General features: G+C 65.5%; 27 protein-coding genes. 17 read left to right on the top strand and 10 right to left on the bottom strand.

What is annotated here, in order from left to right:
- Positions 1-2 precede the first annotated feature (2 nt).
- A complete protein-coding gene (locus R2669_RS02540) occupies positions 3-656 on the bottom strand; it encodes a glutathione S-transferase family protein (RefSeq protein WP_316891360.1) in 654 nt (217 codons plus the stop codon).
- Positions 657-803: 147 nt separating this feature from the next.
- Here R2669_RS02540 and R2669_RS02535 point away from each other — a divergent pair, with 147 nt between their 5' ends.
- A complete protein-coding gene (locus tag R2669_RS02535) occupies positions 804-2102 on the top strand; it encodes a GGDEF domain-containing protein (RefSeq protein WP_430708752.1) in 1299 nt (432 codons plus the stop codon).
- A 13-nt stretch (positions 2103-2115) separates the two neighbouring features.
- Here R2669_RS02535 and R2669_RS02530 read toward each other — a convergent pair whose 3' ends face one another.
- The gene (locus tag R2669_RS02530; protein WP_147217912.1) at positions 2116-2973 is read right to left on the bottom strand and encodes a LysR family transcriptional regulator; all 858 of its coding nucleotides are present in this window, start codon (positions 2971-2973) and stop codon (positions 2116-2118) included.
- Between the two features lie 125 nt (positions 2974-3098).
- On the opposite strand from R2669_RS02530, the gene mdtD reads away from it, so the two are divergent.
- Positions 3099-4517: a multidrug transporter subunit MdtD gene (mdtD, locus tag R2669_RS02525; RefSeq protein WP_316898363.1), complete on the top strand. Its 1419-nt coding sequence runs from the start codon at positions 3099-3101 to the stop codon at positions 4515-4517.
- Between the two features lie 165 nt (positions 4518-4682).
- On the opposite strand, the gene R2669_RS02520 is transcribed toward mdtD, so the two are convergent.
- Entirely contained in the window at positions 4683-5114 is a 432-nt protein-coding gene (locus R2669_RS02520) for a F0F1 ATP synthase subunit B family protein (protein ID WP_316898362.1), read from the bottom strand.
- Between the two features lie 237 nt (positions 5115-5351).
- On the opposite strand from R2669_RS02520, the gene R2669_RS02515 reads away from it, so the two are divergent.
- Positions 5352-5846 carry a hypothetical protein gene (locus R2669_RS02515; protein ID WP_316898360.1) on the top strand — a complete coding sequence of 165 codons (495 nt, stop codon included), beginning with the start codon at positions 5352-5354 and terminating at the stop codon, positions 5844-5846.
- 39 nt (positions 5847-5885) lie between these two features.
- On the opposite strand, the gene R2669_RS02510 is transcribed toward R2669_RS02515, so the two are convergent.
- Both R2669_RS02510 and R2669_RS02505 read right to left on the bottom strand, forming a co-directional pair.
- Entirely contained in the window at positions 5886-6290 is a 405-nt protein-coding gene (locus tag R2669_RS02510; RefSeq protein ID WP_316899044.1) for a cupin domain-containing protein, read from the bottom strand.
- A 19-nt stretch (positions 6291-6309) separates the two neighbouring features.
- A complete protein-coding gene (locus R2669_RS02505) occupies positions 6310-7062 on the bottom strand; it encodes an SDR family oxidoreductase (RefSeq protein WP_147217917.1) in 753 nt (250 codons plus the stop codon).
- 135 nt (positions 7063-7197) lie between these two features.
- Between R2669_RS02505 and pdxR the strand changes: the two genes are divergently transcribed.
- The 7 genes from pdxR (at position 7198) to R2669_RS02470 (ending at position 14875) form a co-directional block, all read left to right on the top strand.
- Complete coding sequence (pdxR, locus tag R2669_RS02500; protein WP_316898357.1) at positions 7198-8751, top strand: MocR-like pyridoxine biosynthesis transcription factor PdxR; 1554 nt, start codon at positions 7198-7200, stop codon at positions 8749-8751.
- Positions 8752-8909: 158 nt separating this feature from the next.
- On the top strand, positions 8910-10010 hold the full coding sequence (locus R2669_RS02495; RefSeq protein WP_316876575.1) for a branched-chain amino acid aminotransferase: 1101 nt from the start codon (positions 8910-8912) through the stop codon (positions 10008-10010).
- Positions 10011-10017: 7 nt separating this feature from the next.
- Positions 10018-10830, top strand: a complete 813-nt coding sequence (locus tag R2669_RS02490) for an alpha/beta fold hydrolase (protein ID WP_316898355.1) — start codon at positions 10018-10020, stop codon at positions 10828-10830.
- A gap of 254 nt (positions 10831-11084) precedes the next feature.
- The gene (locus R2669_RS02485; RefSeq protein ID WP_316898353.1) at positions 11085-12248 is read left to right on the top strand and encodes an alkane 1-monooxygenase; all 1164 of its coding nucleotides are present in this window, start codon (positions 11085-11087) and stop codon (positions 12246-12248) included.
- Positions 12249-12349: 101 nt separating this feature from the next.
- Positions 12350-13237: a helix-turn-helix domain-containing protein gene (locus tag R2669_RS02480; protein ID WP_316899043.1), complete on the top strand. Its 888-nt coding sequence runs from the start codon at positions 12350-12352 to the stop codon at positions 13235-13237.
- A 95-nt stretch (positions 13238-13332) separates the two neighbouring features.
- Positions 13333-14223: an NmrA family NAD(P)-binding protein gene (locus R2669_RS02475; protein ID WP_316898351.1), complete on the top strand. Its 891-nt coding sequence runs from the start codon at positions 13333-13335 to the stop codon at positions 14221-14223.
- A gap of 94 nt (positions 14224-14317) precedes the next feature.
- Positions 14318-14875 carry a BON domain-containing protein gene (locus tag R2669_RS02470; RefSeq protein ID WP_316898349.1) on the top strand — a complete coding sequence of 186 codons (558 nt, stop codon included), beginning with the start codon at positions 14318-14320 and terminating at the stop codon, positions 14873-14875.
- A 15-nt stretch (positions 14876-14890) separates the two neighbouring features.
- On the opposite strand, the gene R2669_RS02465 is transcribed toward R2669_RS02470, so the two are convergent.
- Positions 14891-15253 (bottom strand): DUF1304 domain-containing protein, encoded by a 363-nt coding sequence (locus R2669_RS02465; RefSeq protein WP_147217931.1) that lies wholly within the window; start codon positions 15251-15253, stop codon positions 14891-14893.
- Between the two features lie 187 nt (positions 15254-15440).
- On the opposite strand from R2669_RS02465, the gene R2669_RS02460 reads away from it, so the two are divergent.
- Both R2669_RS02460 and R2669_RS02455 read left to right on the top strand, forming a co-directional pair.
- Positions 15441-16145, top strand: coding sequence for a dienelactone hydrolase family protein (locus R2669_RS02460; protein WP_102066061.1), 705 nt, complete (start codon positions 15441-15443; stop codon positions 16143-16145).
- A 420-nt stretch (positions 16146-16565) separates the two neighbouring features.
- Entirely contained in the window at positions 16566-16838 is a 273-nt protein-coding gene (locus R2669_RS02455) for a hypothetical protein (RefSeq protein ID WP_316898346.1), read from the top strand.
- 24 nt (positions 16839-16862) lie between these two features.
- On the opposite strand, the gene R2669_RS02450 is transcribed toward R2669_RS02455, so the two are convergent.
- Complete coding sequence (locus R2669_RS02450) at positions 16863-18485, bottom strand: NAD(P)-binding protein (RefSeq protein ID WP_316898344.1); 1623 nt, start codon at positions 18483-18485, stop codon at positions 16863-16865.
- On the bottom strand, positions 18485-20062 hold the full coding sequence (locus R2669_RS02445; RefSeq protein ID WP_316898343.1) for a polyamine aminopropyltransferase: 1578 nt from the start codon (positions 20060-20062) through the stop codon (positions 18485-18487). The genes R2669_RS02450 and R2669_RS02445 overlap by 1 nt, the downstream gene beginning before the upstream one ends.
- A gap of 175 nt (positions 20063-20237) precedes the next feature.
- Between R2669_RS02445 and R2669_RS02440 the strand changes: the two genes are divergently transcribed.
- The 5 genes from R2669_RS02440 (at position 20238) to speD (ending at position 23861) form a co-directional block, all read left to right on the top strand.
- A complete protein-coding gene (locus tag R2669_RS02440) occupies positions 20238-20636 on the top strand; it encodes a DUF350 domain-containing protein (protein WP_063394234.1) in 399 nt (132 codons plus the stop codon).
- A 49-nt stretch (positions 20637-20685) separates the two neighbouring features.
- Positions 20686-21720, top strand: coding sequence for an SPFH domain-containing protein (locus R2669_RS02435; RefSeq protein WP_316898341.1), 1035 nt, complete (start codon positions 20686-20688; stop codon positions 21718-21720).
- A gap of 88 nt (positions 21721-21808) precedes the next feature.
- Positions 21809-23257 carry a DUF4178 domain-containing protein gene (locus R2669_RS02430; protein WP_316891346.1) on the top strand — a complete coding sequence of 483 codons (1449 nt, stop codon included), beginning with the start codon at positions 21809-21811 and terminating at the stop codon, positions 23255-23257.
- Entirely contained in the window at positions 23254-23439 is a 186-nt protein-coding gene (locus R2669_RS02425) for a hypothetical protein (RefSeq protein ID WP_039375299.1), read from the top strand. The genes R2669_RS02430 and R2669_RS02425 overlap by 4 nt, the downstream gene beginning before the upstream one ends.
- On the top strand, positions 23436-23861 hold the full coding sequence (speD, locus tag R2669_RS02420) for an adenosylmethionine decarboxylase (RefSeq protein WP_316898340.1): 426 nt from the start codon (positions 23436-23438) through the stop codon (positions 23859-23861). Before R2669_RS02425 ends, speD begins: the two co-directional genes overlap by 4 nt.
- Position 23862: 1 nt before the next feature.
- On the opposite strand, the gene R2669_RS02415 is transcribed toward speD, so the two are convergent.
- Complete coding sequence (locus R2669_RS02415) at positions 23863-24909, bottom strand: sensor domain-containing diguanylate cyclase (protein ID WP_316898338.1); 1047 nt, start codon at positions 24907-24909, stop codon at positions 23863-23865.
- A 95-nt stretch (positions 24910-25004) separates the two neighbouring features.
- On the bottom strand, positions 25005-26390 hold the full coding sequence (gene fumC, locus R2669_RS02410) for a class II fumarate hydratase (protein WP_147217943.1): 1386 nt from the start codon (positions 26388-26390) through the stop codon (positions 25005-25007).
- Positions 26391-26481 lie beyond the last annotated feature (91 nt).

Genomic DNA, 26481 nt, shown 5'->3' with positions numbered 1-26481 from the left:
CGTCAGCCGGCTGGCGGTTGCCCGGTGAACACCGCCAGTTGCGCCTCGAAAGCGCGCTTGTATGCAGGGCGGGCTTCACCACGTGCGACATAGGCGGCAAGGCTCGGGAATTCGTCCAGAAGGCCCGACGGCCTCAGCCGGAGCAGCACCGACACCATCAACAAGTCCCCCGCGCTGAATGCGCCATCGAGCCAATCGGCATTGCCCAGCCGCGCAGACAGCTGATCCAGCCGACGGCGGATGCGGTCCATGACCAGCGGCAGGCGCTCGGGAGTCCAGGGCTTGTCGCCCTCCTGGAACTTGGCCGTGACCAGCTCAAGAATCGGCGGCTCGATGGTGCTGAGGGCCGCAAACATCCACGTGATCGCCCGTGCCCGGGCATGGCCGTCGTCTGGTAATAGAACCGGGTGCCGCTGGGCGATATGGAACACGATCGCGCCGGTCTCGAACAATGCCAGGTCGCCTTCCTCGTAGGTGGGAATCTGGCCGAACGGATGCAGGCGCAGGTGCGCAGGCTCTTTCATCGCCTGAAATGAGACCAGCCGGACGTTGTAGGGCTGGCCGGCTTCTTCCAGCGCCCAGCGAACGCGCGTGTCGCGCGCCAGTCCTTTGCCGCCATCGGGGGAGCGTTCAAAGGCGGTAATGGTGGGGATCATGCATGCGCTCCGATGTGTGGCCGGCGCCACCCCCAAAAACGGTGGTACCTGCGTTTGTTTGAAGTCCGGGGTGCGGCGATACCACGTTGCCGTCGCCACGGTAGGGCAATCAAGAACGCCTTGCCGCGGAGCGCACCAAGAAGGCCCATGGTAGCGCGATCACCCCCTAGGGAGGGGGCTGCAGAGCCCGATAGGCAGCGGCTTTCCCACGTAAAATCCGCAAGCGCGCCGCCATGCTCGGCGCCCTGTTTTGATATCCGGATGCACGTCGATCTTCTTACCCTTTACCTCCTTGCCGTCGGGATCCTGCTCGCCAGCGCCGGAATGCTGTTCTGGGAGCATCGGACCAATCCCCGGCGCAGCAAGGCGTTGCGCCTGCTGGCGGCCGGGTTTGCGACGCTCGCGCTCGGCTGCACGGCCGTGCTGTTCCGCCATGCTGTGCCCGGCGCGATGGGCGCGGCGCTCTGCAACCTCATCATGCTGTGCGGCTATCTGCTGGTGCTGTCCGGCGTTGCTGCGCTGAATGGGCGCCAGTATCGTGGCGCAGCAGCGGGCGTGCTCATCGGTATGGCCTTGATTTGGGCGATGTGGGGCGCGCAGAGGCAAGACCTGCTCTGGAACTACGTCAGCGCGATTCCGATCGCGTTGGTCAGCGCGATGACGACCCGCGAAATGTGGCGATGCGACGCGATGATGCCGCTGCGCCCGCGGCAACTCGTGGTGGTGGTGACGACGTTGCATGCCGCGCTTTACCTGGCCCGCGGGTTTGCATTGCCGTGGCTCGTCGCGGCATATGGGCCGGCCATCCAGTCGGCGGCCAGCAAGTTGACGATGATCGAAGGCGTCCTGTACGCGATGGTCCTGCCAATGACGCTGCTGAAGCTCATTCGCGACGAGGCTCACGGCCAGCTTCTGACCGAATCCCAGACGGACTACCTGACCCGCCTTGGCAATCGCCGCTGGTTCTTCGAACAGGGCGCACGCCTGATTGACGGTATCGGCAGCAACCTCCCAGTCGCCACGCTCGTGTTCGACCTCGACCGGTTCAAGGCCATCAACGATCGCTACGGACACCAGGCCGGCGACACTGTCCTCAAGGTGTTTGCCGAAATCGCGCAGGGCGTGCTCGGCCCCGACGTGGTGCTTGCGCGCATTGGCGGCGAGGAATTCGCGGCGTTGCTGTTGGGCGATGACGCAGGCCAAGCCAGAGCCCGGGGCGAGGCCGTGGCCAGGTGCTTTGCCGAGGCGGTTCAACGCCGCAGCGACAGCGCTGGAATCCTGGCGACGGTCAGCATCGGCATGGCGCAGTTGGACGCCGCCATGCCGTCCCTCGCGGATGCCCTGGCGGCGGCAGACAAGGCGCTGTACCGCGCCAAATCGCTGGGCGGCAATCGGCTTGAAGTGGCGCAGACGGCCGGAGAGGTCGACGCGGCTGTGCTTTCGTAACGGTGGACGTTGCTCAGTCCGCCCGCCCGGCGCGCAGGTCGCTCTTGCGGATGAGCTGCAACAGCGTCTCCGCGGGCTTGCTCAGGCGCCGCGCAGCCAACGTGATGAATTCGATAGCGGGCAGCGGCGGCAAGACATCGCCATTGACGGGCGGCACGAGCCCGCCGCCCGCCAGGTTCTGCGCACGGACGGTAATCCCCAACCCGCCGCGCGCCGCGGCAATACATCCGGAATGACTGCTGCTGGTGCAGACGATGCGCCACAGCCAGCCCGCTGCGGCCAGCGTGTCCAGCACGATCGAGCGCGTCACGCTCGGCTCGTTGACGAGGATCAGTGGCAGCGGCTGACTCACGTCGACCACGGTGCCGGGCCGGGCCAGCCATTCCAGCTGCCCGCGGAACAGCGGCACACCGCGTCGCCCGCCTTCGCGGCGCTTGCCGACAATCAGGTCGAGCGAGCCGTCTTCGATGCCCTCGTACAGCTTGCTGGTCATCCCCATCGTGATCTCGAGTTCGACATCGGGATGCGTCGCCCGAAACGCAGCCAGCAGATTGGGCAGCGGCCCCTGCGCGAGGTCTTCCGACGAACCGAGCCGGACACGGCCCTGCAGGCGGGGCGCACTGAACTGCAGCTCGGCGCGCGCCAAGGATTCGAGGATCAGCTTCGCGTGAACGAGTAGCGCCTCGCCGTCCGGCGTGAGCGACACCGAATGGGTATCGCGCACAAACAGCCGCCGGTTGACGCTGTGTTCCAGACGGCGGATGTGATCGCTGACCGACGATTGCGACAGGTCCAGCTGGCGCCCGGCCTCGGTAAAGCTATGGGCCGCGGCCACGGTGGCGAAGGTTTGGATCCAGACGGGATTGAGCATGCCGGCATTGTTATCGGAGTTTCCGATAACAGTCAACGTCTCTAGAGGGGTTCCCGATTGACCGCTCGTCGGTAGCATTGCGGGTGGATGTCCGGCCCTTTCCGGACAGGCATTCCAGGATTCACATGCAGACCGCCTCAACTTCCGCCACCCCAGAGAGCACTTCCCAGAAGGCCATGCTGTGGATCGTCTTCGCCGGCTTTTTCATGCAGGCGCTGGACACAACGATCGTCAATACCGCGTTGCCGTCGATGGCGCGCAGCCTCGGCGAAAAGCCGCTCGACCTGAAATCGGTGGTGGTGGCCTACACACTCACCATGGCGATGCTGACGCCGGCATCAGGATGGCTGGCGGACAAGTTCGGCACGCGGCGCGTGTATTTCACCGCGATCCTGATTTTTGTTCTCGGCTCGGTGTTCTGCGCGACGGCCCATACGCTGCCGCAACTGGTGATCGCACGCGTGCTGCAGGGGATTGGTGGTTCGATGCTGTTGCCGATCGGCCGGCTGGCCGTGTTGCGCAATATTCCAGGCGAGCAGTACATCGCGGCATTGGCCTTCGTGTCGGTGGCGGGGCAGGTCGGGCCACTCTTGGGGCCGGCCCTGGGCGGCTGGCTCGTGCAGGATGTCTCGTGGCACTGGATCTTCTTGATCAACGTGCCCGTCGGTTTCGTGGGCTTGTTCGCGGTACGGCGCTATCTGCCGCACGACGCCGTGCGCGCCGTGGCGCCATTCGACTGGCTTGGCTGCGGGCTGCTGTCGCTGTGCATGGTGGCGTTCTCGCTGGCGCTCGAAAACGGCGCGCAGAGCCCGTGGAGCGCGGTGCTGATCGCCGTGAGCGTGGTCAGCGCGCTGCTCTATATTCCGCACGCGAGGCGGCGGGCGGCGCCGCTGTTCCAGCTTGCGCTGTTTCGTGAACCGAATTTCAGCGTTGGGCTCGTCGGCAACCTGTTCTGCCGCATTGGCTCGGGCGCCGTGCCCTTCCTGCTGCCGCTGCTGTTCCAGTTGCAGCTTGGCTATTCGCCGTTCCATTCGGGGTTGCTGCTATTGCCGATTGCTATTGCCGGCATGCTCGCCAAGCGCTGGGTCGTTCCCCTCGTGAACCGCTTTGGATATGACGTGTTTCTGCAGGTCAACACGTGGGTTGTCGGTGTGTCGATCGCCTCGTTTGCGGCCATGTCGCCGGGCTGGCCGCTGGCGCTGTCGATCGTGCAACTGTCGGTGTTCGGATGGGCGAATTCGATGCAGTTTGCGGCCATGAACAGCATCACGCTCAAAGGCTTGTCGCATCAGGATGCCGGCAGCGGCAACAGCTTGTTTTCGATGGTGCAGATGCTCGCCATCGGCCTGGGCGTGTCGATTGGAGGCGGACTTGTCAGCCTGTTCTCGGTCAAGCTTGGCGTGGCAGCGCCGGCGTATCGGCTGGCATTCTTCACCATGGGCGTGGTGACCGTACTTTCTGCGTTCATCTTTCGCCGGCTGGATGCGCGGCCCAAACCGTCTCGTACCGAAAACGTGGAGGCCGAGGCAGTACAGGCGCGCTAACGATTGCAGGCGCCGCATCCGAGTCGCTTGCCAAGAGGCAGCGGGACGAGCCGGGCGCGCGGTACGGCGCAAGTCGTCAGACGTAAAAGAGGTCGGTTGCCCAGCGGACGTGCTGCGACGTGCGGGTTATGTTTTGACTAAATGCCCCGCAAAAGGGCTGGCAGGTCATCCGCGCATGCGCAGGAGATCTGCGTAAGAGACCAATTTGCGTTTTCCTGGTCCCAGCGTCTTGCGCTTCGACGCGGGGCGGGCGGGCTTGCCGCGCTCGAATTTGGCGGCCGCACGTGCATCTTCCTTGGCATGCACGGTGGCGGACTTGGCTTCCGCCTTGACGCGTTCGGCTTCGCGCCGTGCCGCAACGCGCTCCTCGCGGGCCACTTCCTGTGCGGCCGAGAGGATTTCTGCCTTGAGCAGATCACGTCGCTGTTTGGCGGCAACGCGGGCAGCCTGCAGTTGTTCCTTCCGTTGCCGGAGCCACTCTTTTCGGCTCACCGGCGCGGGCCGTGCCTCTGCCGGCACGCTGAGCCTCAAGGCGCGGCTGACGGCGACTTTCTCGGCGTGGATCTGGCGGCGCGGATCGTGTTTCGCATCACTCATGGTGCGTGACGCTCCCTGGCGGCAACGCTGTGCCGCCGTGTACCGGCAGCGGATGGCGGGTCATGGCGTTCATTCGGACAACCGTACCATAGGGCTTCATATCACGCAGGGGTGATGCCCGGTCCTCAGGCCTCCGGCAGTCCTGACGGCACGAGCGCAGGTGCGGAGCGGCCATGCGATTGACGCCAAAAGATACTGATCTGTATCATTTGGCGAGCACTGCACAGGAGGCGCAGCGTGAACCCGCAGAGAACGATCGACTACCGCTACCGGCCCACCTTCGAAAGCGCATTGCTGGGCACGGGGTTCTTCCTCTTCTGCGCGGTGTTTGCCGGCTACCTTGCCGTGGACATGGGCGCGGGCTGGATTCTCGATGGCCTGATCGCCCCTGATCTGGACGGCGCAGGGGTTTTCTGGTGGTTGATCGCCTTGGTCTCGCTGGGCTTTGTGGCGCCGGGGTTTGCCAGCATGCGGCTTGCGCTCGCGAAGGAGCGGTGCATCACGCTTTCGTCCAGCGACGTCGCCATTCCGGTGCGGTATTCCACGTCGGAGAAAACCGTTGTGCCGTTGCGCGACATCGCCGGCATGACGATGCAGACCGTGAAATCGTCCCGCATCCTGACCATCGTCAGCGGCGATGCCAAAACGCAGGTCTCGGAACGGCTCTTTGAAGACCGGGCCAGTTTCGAGGATTTCCTGACGCGGCTGCAGTTCCTACTGCGGGCCGCGTAGCGGGGCGCCGGTGTTGCCGGGGCCCGCACACGCTTCGCGTTACTTCACAGGCGTCAAGATCGGCGCGCCCTTGTTCTTGATGAGCAGCACCACGAACTTGGCCGGCTGCGTCGCGCTGGCGTTGCGCCCCACGGTGTGGACGTCGTTGGGGCCTTCATGGAACGTATCGCCTGGCTTGAGCGTGGCCTCCTTGCCGCCCTTGACGCCCATGACGATGCTGCCCTCCAGCACGTAGACAAACGCGTGGGCGTCGTGGCGATGCACGGGGTCGACCGCGCCCGGCGGGTAGTCCACCACGATCATCTCCACTTCCTTGCCCGGGTATTCGGGCAGCGTATCGGTGCGCAACGGCGTGACGCTCGCTTGCGGTGCCGCCATCGCCGGCGCCGCAGCCAGCAGAAGCGGCAGCATCAACGTTGCCGCACGCGACACGATGGTTTTCATGGCTTGGAACGGCATGGCGTTACTCCGCGTGATTCCGGGCCAGCCATTGCTGGAAACCCAGTTGGCCGATGCGTGCCTCGCCCAGTGGCACGAGCGACAGTTCCTCGACCTGCCCGCCGACGTATCGCGCGTTCCGGTCTTTCACGACGGGGCGTGCATCGCCGACCGACTTCAGATAGCGCGCGACGGTTTCCGCGAAGGGTGCGCGGTCGGGGCCGGCAATGTCGATGGTGCTGTTCAGCGGGGCGCCCACGACGACCTCCGCGAGGATGGCCACGACGTCGTCCACGGCAATCGGCTGGAACAGCCCATCGCCGATGCGTACCGTGCCGTCGTTGGTGCTGAGATCCGCAATGCCGCCGATGAACTCCATGAACTGCGTGGCACGCACGATGGTGTACGGCACGCCGGACGCTTCCACAGCTTCTTCCTGCGCGACCTTGGCGACGAAGTACGGGTTTTCGGGCATGCGATCGGTGCCGACAATCGACAGAGTCACGTGGTGGCGCACGCCGGCGGCCAGTTCTGCCTTGCCAAGGTTGCGCGCGGAGGTGCGGAAGAAATCGAGCACCGCCTGCGGCTCCCATGACGGCGGGTTGGTGACGTCCACGACCACGTCTGCGTCGACCAGCGCGTTGCTCAGGCCTTCGCCCGTGATGGTGTTGACCCCGGTGCGCGGGGAGGCGGCAACCGCCGTATGGCCGGCTTCGGCAAGCCGCTTGACAAGACGCGAGCCGATCAGGCCCGAACCACCGATAACGACAATCTTCATGACAGAGTCTCCTGAGGACGTGGATGAATGCGCATAGCGCTTGGATGGAGACAGTGTGGAAGAATCATGCCCCATGAGTAAGGGCCAAGAAATATCGATTTGACTAGGCCAAGTTCAGTTGCCGGAAAGATTGCCATGACCGTAAAAACGCCCGCCCTGAGCATCGAGATTGACCGACAGAAACCGGTGCCGATCTATCTGCAGATCTGCGAACGGTTTCGTACCGCCATCGCGGCGGGGCACTTGCGCCCTGGCGATCGCGTGCCCGCGTTGCGCGGCCTTGCCATGCAGTTGAATACCGCGCGGGGCACGGTGGAACTGGCTTACACGATCCTCGTGGGCGAAGGGTATCTGCTCATGCGCGGGGCGGCGGGGACGTTCGTCTCGCCGTCGCTGCCGGAAGCCGCCACGCGCGCGCAACGTGCGAAAGGCGGGCAAGACCGATCAGGCGCGCCGAGGGCGGAGAGCGCCCCGCAGGGCAGCCAGCCGATGCGGCGCGAACTTCCCATTGCCATCGACATGAGCGGCGAGCCCAGGCCGCTGCAACCGGGGCTGCCCGCGCTCGACATGTTTCCGCGCAAGCTCTGGAACCGGCTGGTGTCACGCCGTGCGCGTAGCGGCGACCGCGCGATGCTTGCCTACCCGAATCCCATGGGCTATCCGGCGCTGCGCGAACACATCGCCACGTATCTCGGCCTGTCGCGCGGCGTCACGTGCTTGCCGGAACAGGTGTTCGTGACCAGCGGCTACCGTGCAACGCTCGAGCTTGTCTTGCGCAGTCTGGCGAGCCCGAACGACCGCATGTGGTTTGAAGACCCCGGCTACCTCCTTGCGCGCGGCTTTCTGTCCGAAACGGGCGTGCACCTCGTTCCGGTGCCCGTGGATGAAGACGGCATCGATGTCGCGCGCGGCATGGAGCTTGACCCGCAGGCGCGCTTTGCGCTGGTCACGCCGTCGCATCAGGCGCCGCTCGGCTACACGCTGTCGCTTGCGCGCCGCATGGCGTTGCTGGATTGGGCCGAGAAGGCATCGCGCTGGATCATCGAAGACGATTACGACAGCGAATTCCGCTACGTCGGTCGCCCCTTGCCGGCACTCAAGAGCCTCGACAAGAGTGACCGCGTGATCTACTGCGGCACGTTCAGCAAGGTGATGTTTCCCGGCTTGCGGCTGGCCTACGCCGTGGTGCCCGAGCGCGCCGTTGAACGCGTCCAGCGCGTGGCCGGCAGCATGAATGCCGGATCCCCCGCGTTGCTGCAGGCCGCCCTGGCCGACTTCATCGAGCAGGGGCATTTCGCCAGGCACATCAAGCGCATGCGGACGCTGTACGGAGAGCGGCGCACGCTGATTGCCGACGCGTTGAAGCAGGCGTTTGGCGACCGGATGATCGTCGACATGCCCCACGGCGGCATCCAATTTCCAGTGCGCTTCACCGTCGGTCCCGATGGTCCCGTCGACGACGTTGCTGTGGCCATGCGCGCTCGCGACGCGGGGCTCGCCGTTGGCGCGCTGTCGTGGTGGTATGCGAATGCGCGTTTGCGGCACACGCCGCGCGGCTTGGTCATGGGCTTTGCCAACGTGGTCGACGCGAAGGACGCCGGGCGCCTTGCGCGAGCGCTGCGGGCGTGTCTGGATGCCTACCCAGGAGGCGCCGGTTCTGACTCGGCCAAGCGGCATCTCGGCCATTGAGCGATGGCGATGGAGGCCCCGCGCGTTTGTCGGGCGCCTCGTTTTTCCGGCGCCGGCAATACCATATGCGCTTCAATACGCAAACAAATTGCATCGCCGTTGGCGCAAAATAGCGGTTTGGGCGTCTTTTTGCGCCCCCTGCACCTCATGGAGACGGTATGAACAACGTTGTCGAATCGGCCATTTCGATCGAGAAGCGCCCGAACCCTGTTTCGGCGGAAGAGCGCGCGCGCCTGCTGGAAAACCCGGCTTTCGGCCGCGTATTCACGGATCACATGGCCACCATCCGTTACACCGAGGGCAAGGGCTGGCACGACGCCAAAATCGGCGCGCATGGCCCGATCCAGTGCGATCCGTCCACGCTGGTGCTGCACTACGCGCAGGAAATTTTCGAGGGCATGAAGGCCTACCGCCTGCCCGACGGCGGCGGCGCGCTGTTCCGCCCGGAAGCCAATGCGCGCCGGTTCCAGAACTCGGCCAAGCGCCTGGCGATGCCTGCGCTGCCGGAAGACCTCTTCCTGCAGGCCGTGCGCGAGCTGGTCAAGCTGGACCGCGACTGGATTCCGTCGGGTCAGGGTTCGGCGCTGTACCTGCGCCCGTTCATGATCGCCACGGAAGTCGTCCTGGGCGTGAAGCCGTCGGCTGAATACCTGTTCTGCGTGATTGCCTGCCCGGTGGGCGCGTACTTCAAGGGCGATGCATCGGCGGGCGTCACCATCTGGGTGTCCGACAACTACACGCGCGCCGCACCCGGCGGTACGGGCGAGGCCAAGTGCGGCGGCAACTACGCTGCCAGCCTGGTCGCCCAGGCCGAAGCCACCCGCGAAGGCTGCGATCAGGTCGTCTTCCTCGACGCGGTGGAACGCAAGTGGATTGAAGAGCTGGGCGGCATGAACGTGTTCTTTGTCTTCGACGATGGTTCGCTGCAGACGCCGCCGCTGACCGGCACGATCCTGCCGGGCATCACGCGCGACTCGCTGATCACGCTGGCGCGTGGCATGGGCCTGACCGTGCGTGAAGAGCCGTACTCCATCGACCAATGGCAGGCCGACGCGCAAAGCGGCCGCCTGCGCGAAGCCTTTGCCTGCGGCACCGCAGCGGTCGTCACGCCCATCGGCAAGGTCAAGGGCCACAAGCACAACTTCACCATCGGCGATGGCAAGGCGGGTGAGCTGACGAGCAAGCTGAAGGCGGCGCTGGTGGACTTGCAGAACGGCCGCGCGCCGGATCCGCACGGCTGGCTCGACCGCCTGTTCTGAGCCGCGGATGGCCGAATCGCTTTCCGCGCCGTCCGTTGACGGCATCGAAGCCTGGATCACCACGCCCGATGGCCGGCTTTATGTCCGGCAATGGGGCGGCCCGGTGGACGATGCCGCCAAACCGCCCATCGTGCTGCTGCACGATTCGCTCGGCTGCGTGGCGCTGTGGCGTGATTTTCCGCAGCGTCTGGCGCAGTCGACCGGACATGCAGTCATCGCCTATGACCGGCTCGGCTTTGGCCAATCCGACGCATATCCCGGGCAGTTGGATCCCAGCTTCATTCAGCAGGAAGCGTACGGCGGCTTTGCCGCGCTGACGGACCAGCTTGGCGTGGACCGCTTCATCGTCTTCGGCCACAGCGTCGGCGGTGGCATGGCGGTGTCGATCGCGGCAGCGTATCCGGGCCGCTGCGCAGGCTTGATCACCGAGTCGGCGCAGGCGTTTGTGGAAGAGCAAACGCGACAAGGCATCCGAATCGCCCAGGCGCAATTTGCGGAACCCGGCCAGATGGGCCGGCTCGAGCGGTACCACGGCAGCAAGGCGCAATGGGTGCTGGATGCGTGGGTCAACGCGTGGCTGTCTCCGGCATTTGCGCAGTGGTGCGTGGACGACGCGCTGCTTGCCGTGCGCAGCCCGGTGCTGGCGCTGCACGGCACCGAAGACGAATACGGCTCCACCGCGCAGCCCGAGCGCATCGTCACGCTGGCCGGCGCGCCGGCCACGCTCAAGCTCGTACAGCGTTGCGGGCACGTGCCGCATCGGGAGCAGGAAGCTGCTGTGCTCGACGCCATCAACGTTTTCCTGAGCGCCTCCGCCTGATCCAGCCTCCGTTCAGGTGCGTCGCACCAAAATCGAACGACCGTTTTTAAATCATCCGTTTCAATCACCTGCTTTTTTCCCGCCTTCAGAGGGCTGCCCGGCGGCCCTTTTGTTTGGAGTTTCGCACCTAGTTTCCGGCGTTGGTCTCTTCTCCTGCTGCGCCTATAACGCAGATGTCGGGCACGACCCCGGCGGCGCACGCATGTGCGTACACAAGCCAAGCCACCCAGCGGGGCAAAACAGGAGGAAGACACATGGCAACACCCGGCATGGTCGCGTCCGTGGAATGGACCGACGGCAAGCGCTATCTCTGGATGCTCGGCGCGCTGACCATCACGCTGCCCATCATCGCCGCCGTTTCGGCACTGGCGACGGGCTGGCATCCGCTCTGGTGGGCGGGGCCGTTCATCGTGTTCACGATCATCCCGCTGCTCGATTTCCTGATCGGCGACGACCGCGACAACCCGCCCGAAGACGTCGTCCCCACGCTGGAAAAACAGCGTTACTACCGCCGCATCGTCTACCTGGCGACCACCGTGCTCTACGTGAGCTTTGCGGTGGCGATGTGGGTGCTGCGCACGTACGACCTTGCCTGGTACGACTACATTGCGTTCGCGTTTTCGGTGGGCGTGGTGACGGGCATCTCGATCAATACCGCGCACGAGCTGGGTCACAAGACCGATGGCTTCGAGCGCTGGCTCGCAAAGATCACGCTCGCGCCCGTGGCGTATGGACATTTCTTCGTGGAGCACAACCGCGGCCACCACGTCCGCGTGGCTACACCGGCCGACCCGGCAAGCGCGCGCTATGGCGAATCGTTCTGGGAATTTCTGCCGCGTACGGTGGTGGGCAGCGTCAAATCGGCGTGGGCGTTGGAGAAGCGTCGGCTGGAGCAGCAGGGGCACTCGGTCTGGTCCTGGCGTAACGATGTGCTCAACGCCTGGGCGATGACGGTGGTGCTGTGGGGCGTGTGCATCGCGTTTGTCGGGCCCAAGGCGGTGCCGTTCCTGATCATCCAGGCCATCTACGGCGCATCGCTGCTGGAGGTGGTGAACTACCTGGAGCACTACGGCCTGTGCCGCCAGCAATTGCCCAGCGGCCGCTACGAGCGATGCACGCCGCAGCATTCGTGGAACAGCAACCACGTGGTGACGAACCTGTTCCTGTATCAACTGCAGCGGCATGCCGATCACCACGCCAACCCGACGCGGTCATTCCAGGCGCTGCGGCACTTCGAGCATTCGCCGCAACTGCCAGCCGGCTATGCCGCGATGATCCTGATCGCCTATGTGCCGCCGCTGTGGTTCCGCGTGATGAACCCGCGCGTGGTGGCGCATTACAACGGCAACATGTCGCTGGCGAACATCAAGCCGTCAATCCGCGACAAGGTGCTCGCGCAGTATCCCGCGCGCGCTTGATGGCCCAACCGGCCTGAGGTATGCCGCGGCTGGCGAGCCGTCGCCAGCCGATGCGACGGCGTTGGCGCAGAATGTCGAAGCGAAGACTGCCCACGCCCGCCATGAACGCCATCACGCCCGTCGCATTGCTTGAACCCGCCCCCATCACCCTGCGCTCCAGCGACGGGCTCGGCTGGGACGGCTTTGCCGCCACGCTGCTCAGCATCCGTCCCGGGACGTACCGGGTGCCCGCCATGGCGCATCACCGGATCAGCGTGCATGTCGGCCCACCCGTGCGGGCGAACTGCGCATGCGATGGCCGCCGCACTTCGCGTATCCAGGCACATGGCGACGCGGACGTGATTCCCGCCGGCCTGCCTGGCATGTGGACGGACGATGCCGACTGCCGGTTTCTGCGGATCGCCATCACCGACACGTTTGTGCGCGGCATCGGCGAGCAGATTGGCGTGCGGGCCGACATCACGCCGCGTCTGCAATGGCGCGACACGCGCGTGCAGCATCTTGCCGCGGCGCTGGGGGCGGAGCTTGAAGCGGAAGACGCATCCGATGCGTTGTATGCGGAAAGCCTGTGCACGGCGCTGGTCGTCCGTCTGCTGAACAGCAGTCGGGATGTGTCCAACAACGCTCGCACGCTGGCACCCCGCGTGGCTGCACGCGTGATCGATTACATCGAAGCCCATCTGCACCAGCGCCTGACGCTGGCTGAACTGGCGGCACAGGCTGGCTTGAGCGTGCCGCATTTCAACGTGCTGTTTCGTGCAACGCTGGGCGTGCCGGTGCATCGCTATGTCGTGCAGCGCCGCGTGGAGCGCGCGAAATCGATGCTGCTGGAGGGCCGGTGCAGCGCGTCACAAATCGCGCTGGACGTGGGGTTCGCACACCAGAGCCATATGACGCAATGGATGCAACGGCTGCTCGGTGTGGCCCCGCGTGAGGTCATCCGCGCGGGCAAGGCTGCGGCTGCTCTCGCGGGCATGCGGCGCAGGTAGCCGATCCTCTGAATCTGTCAGATTCCTCTGTTCCTGCAAGTTGGACTGGCGCCGACGCTCTACGCTCGTGCCTCCTACTTGAGAGGAACACAAACATGTTTGTCATCTTTGGGGCGTCGGGCAAGGTCGGCACCGCGACGGCTACGGCGCTGCGCAACGCGGGCCGGCCCGTGCGCGCAGTGGTGCGCCATGCCCGGCAAGGCGAGGCGTTGGCCAAACTCGGTTGCGACATCGCCGTTGCTGACCTGACCGACGCCGCCTCCGTCGCATCGGCCATCAAGGGCGCCACGGCTGTGCAGATCCTGTGCCCGGTGCCGGTGCGCGATGCGGACCCAGCGTCGACCATGGAGCGCATGATCGACGTGGCGGCCGGTGCGCTGCGCGCGAACACGCCATCGGCTGTCCTGGCCCTGTCGGACTACGGCGCCGAGCTGGAGCGGGGCACCGGCCTGACGCAGTTGTTTCATCTCCTAGAAGCGCGGCTCAAACCGCTGGCGACCCATCTGACGCTGCTGCGTTCGGCTGAGCATGCGCAGAACTGGGCGGCGATGCTGCCCGTCATGTTGGCGACGGGGCGGCTGCCGAGCCTGCACCATCCCCTTGACCGCGCGTTTGCGACCGTCGCCACGCAGGACGTGGGCGCCTTGGCCGCTGAGTTGTTGCTCGAAGCGCCATCGGGCAAGCCGCCGCGCATTGTCAGCGTGGAAGGCCCGCGCCGCGTGAGCCTGATCGATGTCGCACGCGCATTCAGCGCCGTGGTCGGCCGCGAGATTGTCGCCGACGCCGTGCCGCGCACCGCGCGGGCGCCGATGCTGCAGCGTGCCGGTCTGAGCGCGAACCATGTGCAGCTGCTGACCGAACTCTACGACGCGGTCAACGCTGGGCAGATCGACGTGGAGAAGGGCGTATCCGAGCAGCGTTTCGGCAAGACGGAGCTGCACGATGTGTTTGCCTCGATGCTGGCGGCGCACGTGAAATCGAGGTAGCGGGGGCGTCCGGGCGTCTGGCTGGCGCGGCACTTTGCGCCTATCCTTCGCAGCATTGCTCAAGCCGACGCCCCGAGCGGGCGAGGAGGCCACCGTGAGGATTGCCCCACGCTGTCTTGTCCTGGCGCTGCTGCTGGCAGCGCCCGCCGCCCACGCCGAAGATGACCTGCAGAATCGCGGTCACGACCCGTTCTTCCAGATTTCTTCCGGTGTTGCCAACTGCCCTGAGCCTGCCGGCCCGCGCATCAGCGAAGCCGAATGGAAGCGTGATTCGCACCATCGCATCGAGCACGGCAACCATTGCTGGGTCGAAGGCCGGTGCCGCTTGCCGAACGCGTTTTCTTACGACGACGAGATTGCCGAGACGGCGAAGCGGCGCCTGCAATGGATGTCCATCCACGTGCCGGGATGGAAGCAGAACACCACGCTGTGGGTGACGATATGGCAGCGCTGGATGCTCGTGCAGGGCTGCGTGGCGCCGGGCTACACGTTGGCGCCGTTCATGACCGCGCTGCGCGAGGTGCCCGATGTGGAACGCTTCATCGACGAGACAACGGCGCACCCCGAGCGCGGTGTGCCGTATGCACTGTTCCGCGCCGGTGCGGTGGTGCCCGGCGGCGCGAAAACGCCTGCATCACCGGTCAGGCCGTAAGGATCACTTCAATCTTCAGGCAAACCACCCCAGCGCCAATGCCGCCACGGCCGGCACCGTCTGCACGAAGAGAATCCGCTTGTTGACGGTGATGGCGCCCCAGATGCCGGCCACCGCCACGCAGATCAACCCGAAGAGCGCAAACGCAGCGTTGATGGCCGGGTCCGGTGCGATCAGCCCAATGACGAGCGCCGCCACCAGAAAACCGTTGTACAAGCCCTGGTTGGACGCCATGGCGGCTGTCTCAGCGGCTTTCTCGGGCGTCATGCGGAACACCTTGGGCCCGCGCGTCTTCCAAAGCACCATTTCGAGTACGACGATGTAGACGTGGATCAGCAGCACCAGCAGGTAGACGATGAGGGCGAGGGTTTTGATCATGGGATGCAATCAGATGTGAACGTGCCGCCATGATAGTGACTTTGCCCGGCGCACCGGTAACCCTGAGGGAGGGGTATTGGCAAGGCAAAGACCGCGCGAAGCATCATTGCAGCGCGATGCGCCGGCTGCAAATTTCATCGTCCGGGACTATCCTGTGCGCTTTCGTTCCAGGCAGAGGAGCCACCGCATGACTGCATCGCAAGGATCCATGATTTCGTTCAAGCGCCCGGATGGGCAGGAACTCCAGGGCTATCTGGCCAAACCGGCCAAGGCGGAGGGCGCCCCGGGTATCGTCGTCATCCAGGAGTGGTGGGGCCTGAACGACCAGATTCGCGGCGTGGCCGACCGCCTCGCGCGCGCGGGTTACGTGGCGCTGGTGCCCGACCTCTATCGCGGCACCATGACGGTGGAAGAGGAAGAGGCGCACCACCTGATGACCAACCTCAACTTTGGCGACGCGGCCACGCAGGATGTGCGCGGCGCCGTGCAATATCTCAAGCAGACCTGCGCCCGCGTCGGCGTGACGGGTTACTGCATGGGCGGCGCGCTGACGCTCCTGACGCTGAGCAACGTGCCGGAGGCCGACGCCGGCGTGGTGTGGTACGGCTATCCTCCGCTCGAATACATCGACGCCTCGAAGATCAAGGTGCCGGTGCAGGGCCACTGGGGCACGCAGGACACCGCCTTCAAGATCGAAGGCGTGGATGCGCTGGAAAAGAAGCTCGTCGATGCCGGCGTCGATGTCGAGTTCCACCGGTACCTCGCGCATCACGCATTCGCCAATGAAACGGCCGTGGGCGAAAACCGCATCGCCATCACGCAATACGACCCGGTGTGGGCGCAACACGCCTGGGACCGCGCGCTGACGTTCTTTGGCCGCACGCTCTGGTAAGCCCACACAGGACGGCGGGTTTGGCGGTACGGCGCGATCACGAAATGCTGCAATTTCGCATGTGGGCTGCGCTGTTGCCGCCGCTATAATGCACGGCGCTGCCGCACCAACGGCAGCTGGGTTTAGCAGCCTATTCTTACCGTATGGCCGGACGGCCGCCTTGTGCGGCTTTTTTACGTCCGTGCTCGCGCACGCTTGTACTTTGGCGGGCCGGGCAGGGGACCTTCGGGTCGCCGGCGTCCTACGGGCCGGTCTGCTAACCCTGTCGTCGGGCCCGCCACCCTCGTTTAGCAGCGAAACGTCGGGCCTTTTGCAATCCGTAGGAGGCTCCATGACTGTTTTATTCAGCGGGCGTCGCCCCGCGTCTTTTCCTTCTCCACCTTGGTTGTGTCCCGTTCCGTTGCGATTCGGGAGCCGCCCATGACACTCACCAAACGTCGCGTCTACCTCGATGGTGCGCTGGAAGCGCGAGCCTTCCTCTGCCGAACGCAGGCCTACGTGCGTCAGTTCGGGCAGCATCGGCCGCGCCTCTTGCGGCAGCAACTGATGGAGTACACGGGCAGCGGGTACCCGCCTGCGTTTGCGCGCGGGTTTGTCGACATGATCGGCGCATACGTGTCACTGGCGCTTGAGCGTAGCGATATCGATCCGGCCACATGGGAACTGATGGCCGCGGTTGAGCGGTTGCGCTGAACGCCCTGCGGCAAAGCCGGGAAATCAGCCACCCTGAATGCGCCGCGCCGCGCGATCCCCCCACCACGCCGCTTCTTCAAAAACCGAATAGCCGGACAGGTCCGCATGCGCGTAGTGGATCGGCCCAGCGCTTTCACGCAGGCGCGCAATGCCGGGTCGGGAGAGGAAGCCGGGTGTGGGAATCGCCATCGCATGGCCGCGTAGCGTCAGGTCGGCCCGGCGGATCTGCGTGCGCAGGCGGATGCCGTACACGGCATCCAGATCGGCCAACGCGCGATCGAGCAACGCTTGCGGCGATGCCTTCAGCAGCCATTCACGCGCCGCCTTCGGCGTCATGTCCGACAGCGCCACGTAGGCCGTGAACACGCTCTGCGCGGGCGGCCCGACGCGAATGTCCTGGTGATTGGCCACCACATAGCCCAGCCCCGTGCCGCGATAGACCACGTTGTCCCACGCCAGCGGCGTGTCGTCTTGTTCGGGCGGAAAGCCCTCGATGAGCAGGTTGGCGAGCAGCCACGGAGCGGTTTCGGGCAACTCGGCGGCGGGCACGTCAAAGCCGTCGACGATGTGTTTGGCAACGTGCAGCGGCATCGCGCTGACCACGTGATCGGCCAGCAGCCGGACGACGCGGCCATCCGCTTGCAGCACATCGGCGAAGCCGCGGGCGCCGGCCTCAGTTGTAGTGCCGATGCGGGCGGCGCTGCCCGGCAGCAGGCGGCCCGGTTCGTTCAGTCCGGCGGCTTGGAATAGCCGCTCCGCCATCCAGTCCAGGCCCTCTGGCCACGTAAGCACGGTGCCTTGTTCGGCATTGCTGGCCATGCCGCCTCGGCTGGCGAAATAGGCAATGCCGGCCCAGGCGGAAACGTGATTGGCAGTGACGCCGTAGTCGTCGCGGCAGCAGTAGTCGGCATACCAGTGCAGCGTGGCGGCGCGGTAGCCCTCGCGGTGCAGCCAGTCGCGGAAGGTGAGCGCATCGAGCGCGCGCCATGCCAGGTCTGCGGACGAGAGCGCCGTCGGCACGACAAAGACGCGGCGGCCGTCGGCACCGGTGGTCTGGCGCAGCCGGTCGATGTGGGCGAAGAACCGCGTGTGCTCGGCGCGTTCGGCTTCGGTAATGCCCTCGTGCGGTACAAAGCCGTCTTGCCAGCGGTTGCCCAGCCACAGGCGCTCATCGGGCGCGTGAACGAGCACGCGTTCGTCGTACGTCGGGCGCAGCGCAAACGGGTCGCGCTCGATCACGCCAAAGTCGGCCAGCATCTCGCGCACGTGCGTCGATTCCATCGACGGCAGCGGCAGGTAATGCGCACCGGTCGGGAAGCGCTGCGCACCGAAGGCGCCGCCAGCGGCATTGCCATAGCGCTCCGGGCCTTCCACGACCACCGCGTCGCGCCGGCCGCTTTTTGCGAGTCGCCACGCACAGCTCAATCCGCCGATGCCGCTGCCGCAAATGGCAACGCCCACGCGCCGCGTTTCCGATGGTGGCGGCAGCGTGCGCAGGTCGCGCAGCCGATGGCCTGCAGCCTGGCCGGGCATGCGCACGTTGGGCGTGATTTCGGTAAAGGCCCGAAAGCCTGCCCACGAAGCGGCACCCGCCGCAGCCACACCGGCCGCAGCTGCGCCCACAAGAAAGCTGCGTCGCGTTGCCATCAGCGCAGCACGCCGTGCCAGTCTTCTTCGAAATACCGCACCAGCGATTGGTTGTTCAGCCGGTTCGGCTCCACCTGCGGGCGCGGCATGTCGGGCGCGAAGCTGAACATCTGGTGCGTGGTGTCGGCGTCCAGAAAGCGCGTCGGCACGCGGTACGACGTAGGCGGCTTGAAGTCCGCGCGGCCCGGTGCGGCCAGGATGAAGCCCCATTCGCCAAACGACGGCACCAGCGCGTGATAGGGCCACGTGCGATAGCCGGCTTCCTTCAGCGTCGCATCCACACACCAATACGAACGCGGCGCGAAATAGGGCGACGTCGCTTGAATGACGACCAGGCCCGTATCCGCCACATGGCGCGACAGCAGCCGATAGAACGGCACCGAATACAGCTTGCCGATGCTGAAGTTGGACGGGTCCGGAAAATCGACGATGGCCACGTCGAACATATCGTTGGCGGTCTGCATCCATTGCGCCGCATCGGCGTTGACCACCGTCACGCGCGGGTCGCTGAACGCATGCTGATTCAGCGTGACCAGCGCCTCGGCGTGCGAGAACAGATTCGTCATGCGGGGGTCCAGGTCGACCAGCGTGACATGCTCGATTTGCGGGTACTTCAGGATCTGCCGCAGCGCAAGGCCGTCGCCGCCGCCCAGCACGAGCACGCGCCGCGCACCGCGCACGGATTCCAGTGCGGGCAGCACCAGCGCCTCGTGATAGCGGTATTCGTCGCGCGAGGAAAACTGCAGGTTGCCGTTGATGTACAGGCGCAGGTCGTCTTTCCAGCGTGTCACCACCAGCCGTTGATACGGCGAGGAAATCGCGTGGATGATCTCGTCGCCAAAGAGCGCGCGTTCCGACCAATGTGTGAGCTTGTCCGACGCACCAAAGCCCGCCAGCAATGCCGCTGCCACTGCGCCGGCGCGCCACGCCATCGCCGTGCGCATGCGTGCCGTGAGCGCCAGCTCGGCGCGAAAGTGCCACAGCGTCCAGACCGCAATCGCCGTATTGAACAGGCCGAACAGGAAGCCGGTGCGCACCAGCCCCAGGCGCGGCGCCAGCACCAGCGGAAACAACAGCGACACCGCCAGCGCGCCAAGGTAATCGAACGTCAGCACGCGGCTGACGAGATCAGAAAACTTGGCCTGCCGGCGATGCAGCATGCGCATCACCAGCGGGATCTCCATGCCGACCAGCACGCCGATCACCGTGACCAGCGCGTACAGCACCAGCCGGAACGGCGCCGATTCCAGCGCAAACAACGCAAACAGCGCAGCAGCCGACACGCCGCCAAACAGCCCGACCAGCAATTCCAGATCGACAAAGCGAGCGAGCAGCGCCTCGTCCGCCACGTAGCGCGAGAGCCATGAGCCGATGCCCATGGCAAACAGATAGGCGCCGATGATGGAAGAGAACTGCAGGATGGAATCGCCCAGCAGATACGAAGCCAATGCCCCGGCAATCAGTTCGTACGCGAGCCCGCACGAGGCCACCACGAAGACGGCGAGGACCAGCAGGGCATTGCCGCGGCCCGCGGGCTGCGTGGGTTCGTACGTGGCGTCAGGCTGCGGCGTCGACATGCTGCGAAGGTGGAAAATGAAGGGGTGTTAACAAACGGCGGGTGCCAAGGCGAGCGCGATTGTGCCGCCTTTTTTCCCGGCCCGCGAGCCGATTGGTGCGGGGCCGCATCGGGGGGTACGCAAGCGGCGCATCAGCCGCTATAGTGGCGCCACCTATGTACTGCCCGGCCATCCCATGCCCGACATGACCGCTTCCGTGATCGCCTACGCCTCGCACCTGCTGGCGGGCGCCGTGGTGTTCTCCGGCTTCTTCTTCATCTACCTGCGCCTGACGCCGTATGACGAGCTCAAGCTGATCCGCGAAGGCAATATCGCGGCGGCGCTGTCGCTGGCCGGGGCGCTGCTCGGTTTCGTGCTGACCATCGCGTCGAGCATCACGCACGCCGATGGCTTGGTGCCGTTCCTGTTCTGGGCGGTGATGGCGTCGGTGGTGCAACTGATCGTCTTCCTGGTGCTCACGCGGCTGATGCCGGACTACCGCCTGCAGATCGAGCACAACAACATCGCCGCCGGTATGCTGTTTGGCGTGAGCGCGCTGGCCGTTGGCGTGATCAACGCGGCGTGCCTGTCGTGACCTTGTCCTGATTGTTCCTGCCCCGCGAATCATCGCGAAGGAGTTTGCTGTGAGCCTGTCCAGTTTCATCAAGAAGCAGTTCATCGACATCCTGCAATGGACGGAAAGCGAAGACGGCGTGCTCGCCTGGCGCTATCCGATGCAGGACATGGAAATCCAGAACGGCGGCACCCTGATCGTGCGCGACTCGCAGATGGCGATGTTCGTCAACGAAGGCCAGATCGCCGACGTGTTCAGCGCCGGCACCTTCAAGCTGACCACGCAGACGCTGCCCGTTCTCACGTACCTGAAGAACTGGGACAAGCTGTTCGAGTCCCCCTTCAAGTCCGATGTCTACTACTTCAGCACGCGCCAGCAGCTCGGCCGCCGCTGGGGCACGCCGCAGCCCGTGACGGTGCGCGACAAGGATTTCGGCATGATCCGCCTGCGCGCGTTTGGCGTGTACGCCTACCACGTGGCCGATCCGAAGCTGTTCTACCAGCAGGTGAGCGGCACGCGCGACATCTACACCGTCGATGAAGTCGAAGCGCAACTCGCGCCCGTCATCATGGGTGCGATGGCGACGGCGTTTGGCGAATCCGGTGTGCCGTTCCTGGACCTGGCCGCCAACCAGATGCTGATGTCGAACAAGGTGCGCGAGGCGCTGCTGCCGCAGTTCACGCAGTACGGCCTGGCGCTCGACAGCTTCCAGGTGTCCAGCGTCACGCTGCCGGACGAACTGCAGGCCGCGCTGGACCGCCGCATCAGCATGGACATGACCGGCGACATGCAGCGCTTCACGCAATACCAGACGGCCGAATCGCTGCCGCTGGCGGCACGCAACGAGGGCGGCATCGCGGGCACGGGCGCCGGCCTGGCAGCCGGCCTGGCGATGGGCCAGGCGATGGCCGACAGCCTGCGCACGGCCGTACAGGGCGGCGCCGCACCCGCACCCGCAGCCGCCACGCAGGCTCCCGCGCCCGCGGCGGACGACCCCACCGCGCGCCTGGCCAAGCTCAAGGAACTGCTCGACAAGGGCCTCATCACGCAAGCCGACTTTGACGCCGGCAAGGCTGCTGTGCTGAAGGCGCTGACCGGAGGCTGAGCTTCGGCCCCGCTGATCGGATGACCGGGCGGCACCGCAAGCCGCCCGTTTTTCTGCGCAATCTTTCGCGCAATCGAACGACCTGACCATGTTTCATGCCAACTGCCCGGCGTGTGGCGCGCCGGTGGAACTGAAGTCCGCAGCTGCCGTGATGGCGGTGTGCAGCTTCTGCAAAAGCACGCTCCTGCGCGACGGCGAGACGCTTTCCGACATCGGCAAGATGTCTGCCGTGCTGGAGGACTACGCACGCGTGCAGATCGGCACCACCGGGCGCTACAAGAACAAGGCGTTCACCGTCGTCGGCCGCATCCAGCTGCGCTACGACGCGGGCTTCTGGAACGAGTGGTACGTGCTGTTCGACGACGGCACCGACGGCTGGCTGGCCGAAGCGTCCGGGCAGGTCACGATGACGTTCGCGCGCGGCACGCCCGCCAACGCGGTCGCGTTCGAGGCGCTGCGCCCGGGGCAGCTGTACGACGCAGATGGCAAGCAGTACGTGCTGTCCGACGTGCGCGAGGCCGATTGCACGGGCGGCCAGGGCGAATTGCCGTTCCGCGTGGGCGAAGGCTGGCATGCGCGCGTGGCCGATGGCCGCAGAGAAGACGCCTTCATCACGCTGGACTACTCCGACGGTACGGCGCCAACGCTCTACGTGGGTGAAGCCACCACGCTGGACGTGCTCAAGTGCCAGCTGCTGCGCACCGACGCCGAGATCAAGGAAACTGCCGGCCGCGTCCCCGGCAAGCTCACGAATCTCGATTGCCCGCAGTGCGGCACGTCGATCCCGTTCAGCCCCGGCGTAACCGGCCATGTGCTGTGCCCCGGCTGCGGCGCGGCGATCGATGCGGCCACGCCGCGCGGCGACATCATTGCGCGCGCACGGTCGGTACCGCAGGTTGCCACCACGCTGGAGCTGGGCGACAAGGCGCTCATCGATGGCCTGCAGTGGCAGGTGATCGGCGTGATGCGTCGCACGGTCGTTGACGGCGGCGGCGAATGGTTCGAATACCTGCTGTACACCCCTAAGCGCGGCTTCAGCTGGATGGTCGAAACCGATGACGGCTGGTTCCGCGCCAACGTGCTCGACCGCTGGCCCACCCAGAAGGACGGGCGCACGGCAGTGCTCGACGGCAAGGCCTACGCCCGCGACGAGGACTACACCTCGCGCGTGACATACGCCGCTGGCGCCTTCAACTGGCGTGTCAAATCGGGCGACCAGACGCGCGTAGTCGAATACACCGCAGGCGAGGAAAGCCTCGCGGCGGAGAGCGACGCGCATGAGCTGACGTGGTCCAAGAGCACGCCGGTTAGCGCCGCGCAGATCAAGGCGTGGTTCGGCAAGGTGGTCGCCGAGCCCGTCAAGGCATCGTCGTCGAACTACATGACGGTGGCGGTGGTCGCCTGCGTGCTGCTTGGTCTGCTGAACCTCGTGCCCTTTTTCATGGCGCCGGGCTCGGTGTTCGGGATCACGTTTTTCGCGGCGCTGCTGTTGCTGGTGCCCGCGTGGCTGGTCGCCAAGATTGGGGGCGGGGAATGAAGAACTGGTTCGTTCTCTATGCCGTGGCCGTGGTGATCGGGGCAACGTATATGGACTGGAAGGCCGGCTTTGCTGCGCCGCGCACGCCGTCTTACGGCAGCAGCACGGGCGGATCGTCCTACTGGGGCGGTTCTTCGGGCGGTAGCGGCTATGGTGGTGGTTTCAGCGGGGGCCACAAGTGACGCGCACCGACGCGGCACTTTCTGTGGATGAAGCCCCCGCCGCTGTGGGCGAGCATCTTCTGCTCGATCTTTACGGCGTGGCGCCCGCACTGCTCCGCGATGCGGTGGCGCTGGAAACCGCGCTGCGCGATGCTGCCGACGCGCTGGGCGCGACCATCCTGCACGCGCATCTGCATAGCTTCGATTTTGTGCGCACGGGTTTGCCCGTTGGCGAGCAGGGCGGCGTGACAGGCGTGCTGCTGCTCGCCGAATCGCATCTTTCGATTCACACCTGGCCCGAGCACGGCTTCGCCGCCATCGATGCATTCATGTGCGGCACCGGTACGACGCATGCCGCGCGGGCGGTGTTCGAGCGGGCCTTGAGGCCGGAGCGCGTTGACGTGCGCGTCGCCCGCCGCGGTGGCGAGCCCGCCCCGAACTGATCTACACCGGCTGGCCGTCAAATATCACGCGATTGCGCCCCAGCCGTTTGGCGGCCAGCAAGGCGGCATCGGCGCGCATGATGAGGTCTGTGGGCGTGCACAGGTTCTTGCTCGCCTCGCAGCTTGCCAAGCCTACGCTGATGGTGCAGCGGATGTTGGCCTCTGGCGTGGCGATCTCCAGCGATTCCACTGCGCCGCGTAGCCGTTCCGCAATGCCGGTGGCCTGCAGTGTGGTCGTATCCGGCAGCACCACCAGGAATTCCTCGCCGCCGTAGCGGCCCACCGCGTCGACGGGGCGCGAATTCACCCGCAGCACACGTGCGATTTCAACCAGCACCGCATCGCCTACGGGGTGGCCGTAGGTATCGTTCACGCGCTTGAAGTGGTCGACATCCACCACCAGCAGTGAAAGCGGGTGCCCGTGCAGCATGGCGTGGCCGCATTCGCGCGTGAGCAGCTCCATCGCGGCGCGCCGGTTCCAGATGCTCAGCATCGGATCGGTCAGGCTCTCGTGGCGGGCAACCTGCAGCTCGGTCAGGATGGAGCGCTGCGTTTCGCTCAGTTCGCGCTCGCGAAAACCCGACTCCACCCAACTGGCCAGGTCATCGAGCAGCTCTCGCTCCGCCTGGTCAAACGCGCGCGGCTTCTGGTCGATCACGCAGAGCGTGCCGACGGCGTAGCCCGCCAGGTTCTTGACGGGCCGCCCGGCATAGAAGCGGATGTTCGGGGCGCCCGTCACCAGCGGGTTGTCGGCAAAGCGCGCGTCGGCCTTGGTGTCCGGAATGACGAGCATCTGCTCTTCGGCCACGGCATGGCCGCAGAACGAGATGTCGCGCACAGTCTCGCGCACGTTCAGGCCGATGCACGACTTGAACCACTGCCGCTGCGCGTCGATAAGCGACACCAGCACGATCGGCGCGTCGAACACCCGCTTGGTGGTACGGGTCACGCGATCAAACAGTTCCTCATCGGGCGTGGACAGCAACAGCATGTCCTGCAAGGAGGCCAGACGTTGTGCTTCGTTATCCGGGATCGGGGCGGCTTTCATGCGCAAAGGGGCGCCGGTCAGGCCGGCGCACTCGAAACAGCCAACGACAGGGGGATAGCCCACGTGTAGCAAGCCGCGGGCCGGTGACACATCACTTAGCGGCCCACCATGTTCTCGGGCCGTACCCAGGCATCGAACTGCTCCGGCGTGACATAGCCGAGCGCCAGGGCGGCCTCGCGCAGGCTGGTGCCTTCCTTGTGCGCCTTCTTGGCGATCTGCGCCGATTTGTCGTAGCCGATATGCGGGTTGAGCGCCGTCACAAGCATCAGCGAGCGCTGCACCAGCTCGTCGATACGGTCGCGGTTGGGCTCGATCCCCACGGCGCAGTGATCGTTGAAGCTGCGCATGCCGTCGGCCAGCAGGCGCACGCTGTGCAGGAAGTTGTACGCGATCATCGGGCGGAACACGTTCAGCTCGAAGTTGCCCGACGCGCCGCCCACGTTCACGGCGACATCGTTGCCGAAGACCTGCGCGCACAGCATCGTCACCGCTTCGCTCTGCGTGGGGTTGACCTTGCCGGGCATGATGGACGAGCCCGGCTCGTTTTCGGGGATGGAGATTTCGCCCAGCCCGCTGCGCGGGCCGCTCGCCAGCCAGCGGATGTCGTTGGCGATCTTGGTCAGGCTCGCCGCCAGCGTTTTCAGCGCGCCGTGCGCATGCACGAGGCCATCGGCCGACGCCATGGTCTCGAACTTGTTGGGCGAGGTGACGAAGGGCAGGCCGGTCAGTTGCGCCAGCTCTTCGGCCACCTGTTCGGCGTAACCGGCCGGTGCGTTGAGACCGGTGCCGACCGCCGTGCCGCCCAGCGCGAGTTCGCACAGGTGCGGCAGGGCGGCGTTCAGATGCGTTTCGTTGTGCTGCAGCTGGGCCACGTAGCCGGAGAACTCCTGGCCCAGCGTGAGCGGCGTCGCGTCCTGCAGGTGCGTGCGGCCGATCTTGATGATGTCGTTGAAATCGGCGGCCTTCTTGGCAAGCGTCTCGCGCAGTGTGCGCAGCGATGGAATGAGGTGGTGCGTGATGGCCGTCACGGCGGCAACGTGCATCGCGGTCGGGAACACATCGTTGGAGGACTGGCTGCGGTTCACGTCATCGTTCGGATGCACGAGGCGCGCTTCGCCACGCTCCCCGCCGAGCAGCTCGCTGGCGCGGTTGGCGAGCACCTCGTTCATGTTCATGTTGGTCTGCGTGCCCGAACCCGTTTGCCAGACCACCAGCGGAAATTCATTCGGGTGTTTGCCCGCGATGACCTCGTCAGCGGCATTGACGATGGCGTTGGCCTTGTCCGCGGACAGCAGCCCCAGGCGCTGGTTGACGACGGCGCTGGCACGTTTGATGCGGGCGAGCGCGTCGATCAGCTCGCGCGGCATGCGGTCGCCCGCAATGTCGAAGTTCTGCAGCGAGCGTTGCGTTTGCGCGCCCCACAGGTGGTCGGCAGGGACTTCAATAGGGCCAAAGGTGTCGCGTTCAGTACGGGTTGTCATGGCTGAAGGAAGGCACGAGGTGACGGGGAAGAACGCTCCAGTATAGGCAGAGCCCAGTGTCCTTGTTGGCGGTAGGGCAGATACGTCTGCC

Source organism: Ralstonia edaphi, assembly GCF_958350185.1.
In the GTDB taxonomy this organism is placed as follows: Bacteria; Pseudomonadota; Gammaproteobacteria; order Burkholderiales; family Burkholderiaceae; genus Ralstonia; species Ralstonia edaphi.
The sequence above is the reverse complement of the archived record's forward strand: the minus strand, read 5'-3'. Positions and strand labels throughout refer to the sequence as shown.

Bases quoted from the DNA above. Each gene is read 5' to 3' on its own strand.
- R2669_RS02540 (WP_316891360.1), bottom strand. From the start codon at position 656: ATGATCCCCACCATTACCGCCTTTGAACGCTCCCCCGATGGCGGCAAA.
- R2669_RS02535 (WP_430708752.1), top strand. From the start codon at position 804: ATGGTAGCGCGATCACCCCCTAGGGAGGGGGCTGCAGAGCCCGATAGG.
- R2669_RS02530 (WP_147217912.1), bottom strand. From the start codon at position 2,973: ATGCTCAATCCCGTCTGGATCCAAACCTTCGCCACCGTGGCCGCGGCC.
- mdtD (WP_316898363.1), top strand. From the start codon at position 3,099: ATGCAGACCGCCTCAACTTCCGCCACCCCAGAGAGCACTTCCCAGAAG.
- R2669_RS02520 (WP_316898362.1), bottom strand. From the start codon at position 5,114: ATGAGTGATGCGAAACACGATCCGCGCCGCCAGATCCACGCCGAGAAA.
- R2669_RS02510 (WP_316899044.1), bottom strand. From the start codon at position 6,290: ATGAAAACCATCGTGTCGCGTGCGGCAACGTTGATGCTGCCGCTTCTG.
- R2669_RS02505 (WP_147217917.1), bottom strand. From the start codon at position 7,062: ATGAAGATTGTCGTTATCGGTGGTTCGGGCCTGATCGGCTCGCGTCTT.
- pdxR (WP_316898357.1), top strand. From the start codon at position 7,198: ATGACCGTAAAAACGCCCGCCCTGAGCATCGAGATTGACCGACAGAAA.
- R2669_RS02495 (WP_316876575.1), top strand. From the start codon at position 8,910: ATGAACAACGTTGTCGAATCGGCCATTTCGATCGAGAAGCGCCCGAAC.
- R2669_RS02490 (WP_316898355.1), top strand. From the start codon at position 10,018: ATGGCCGAATCGCTTTCCGCGCCGTCCGTTGACGGCATCGAAGCCTGG.
- R2669_RS02485 (WP_316898353.1), top strand. From the start codon at position 11,085: ATGGCAACACCCGGCATGGTCGCGTCCGTGGAATGGACCGACGGCAAG.
- R2669_RS02480 (WP_316899043.1), top strand. From the start codon at position 12,350: ATGAACGCCATCACGCCCGTCGCATTGCTTGAACCCGCCCCCATCACC.
- R2669_RS02475 (WP_316898351.1), top strand. From the start codon at position 13,333: ATGTTTGTCATCTTTGGGGCGTCGGGCAAGGTCGGCACCGCGACGGCT.
- R2669_RS02465 (WP_147217931.1), bottom strand. From the start codon at position 15,253: ATGATCAAAACCCTCGCCCTCATCGTCTACCTGCTGGTGCTGCTGATC.
- R2669_RS02460 (WP_102066061.1), top strand. From the start codon at position 15,441: ATGACTGCATCGCAAGGATCCATGATTTCGTTCAAGCGCCCGGATGGG.
- R2669_RS02455 (WP_316898346.1), top strand. From the start codon at position 16,566: ATGACACTCACCAAACGTCGCGTCTACCTCGATGGTGCGCTGGAAGCG.
- R2669_RS02450 (WP_316898344.1), bottom strand. From the start codon at position 18,485: ATGGCAACGCGACGCAGCTTTCTTGTGGGCGCAGCTGCGGCCGGTGTG.
- R2669_RS02445 (WP_316898343.1), bottom strand. From the start codon at position 20,062: ATGTCGACGCCGCAGCCTGACGCCACGTACGAACCCACGCAGCCCGCG.
- R2669_RS02440 (WP_063394234.1), top strand. From the start codon at position 20,238: ATGCCCGACATGACCGCTTCCGTGATCGCCTACGCCTCGCACCTGCTG.
- R2669_RS02430 (WP_316891346.1), top strand. From the start codon at position 21,809: ATGTTTCATGCCAACTGCCCGGCGTGTGGCGCGCCGGTGGAACTGAAG.
- R2669_RS02425 (WP_039375299.1), top strand. From the start codon at position 23,254: ATGAAGAACTGGTTCGTTCTCTATGCCGTGGCCGTGGTGATCGGGGCA.
- R2669_RS02415 (WP_316898338.1), bottom strand. From the start codon at position 24,909: ATGAAAGCCGCCCCGATCCCGGATAACGAAGCACAACGTCTGGCCTCC.
- fumC (WP_147217943.1), bottom strand. From the start codon at position 26,390: ATGACAACCCGTACTGAACGCGACACCTTTGGCCCTATTGAAGTCCCT.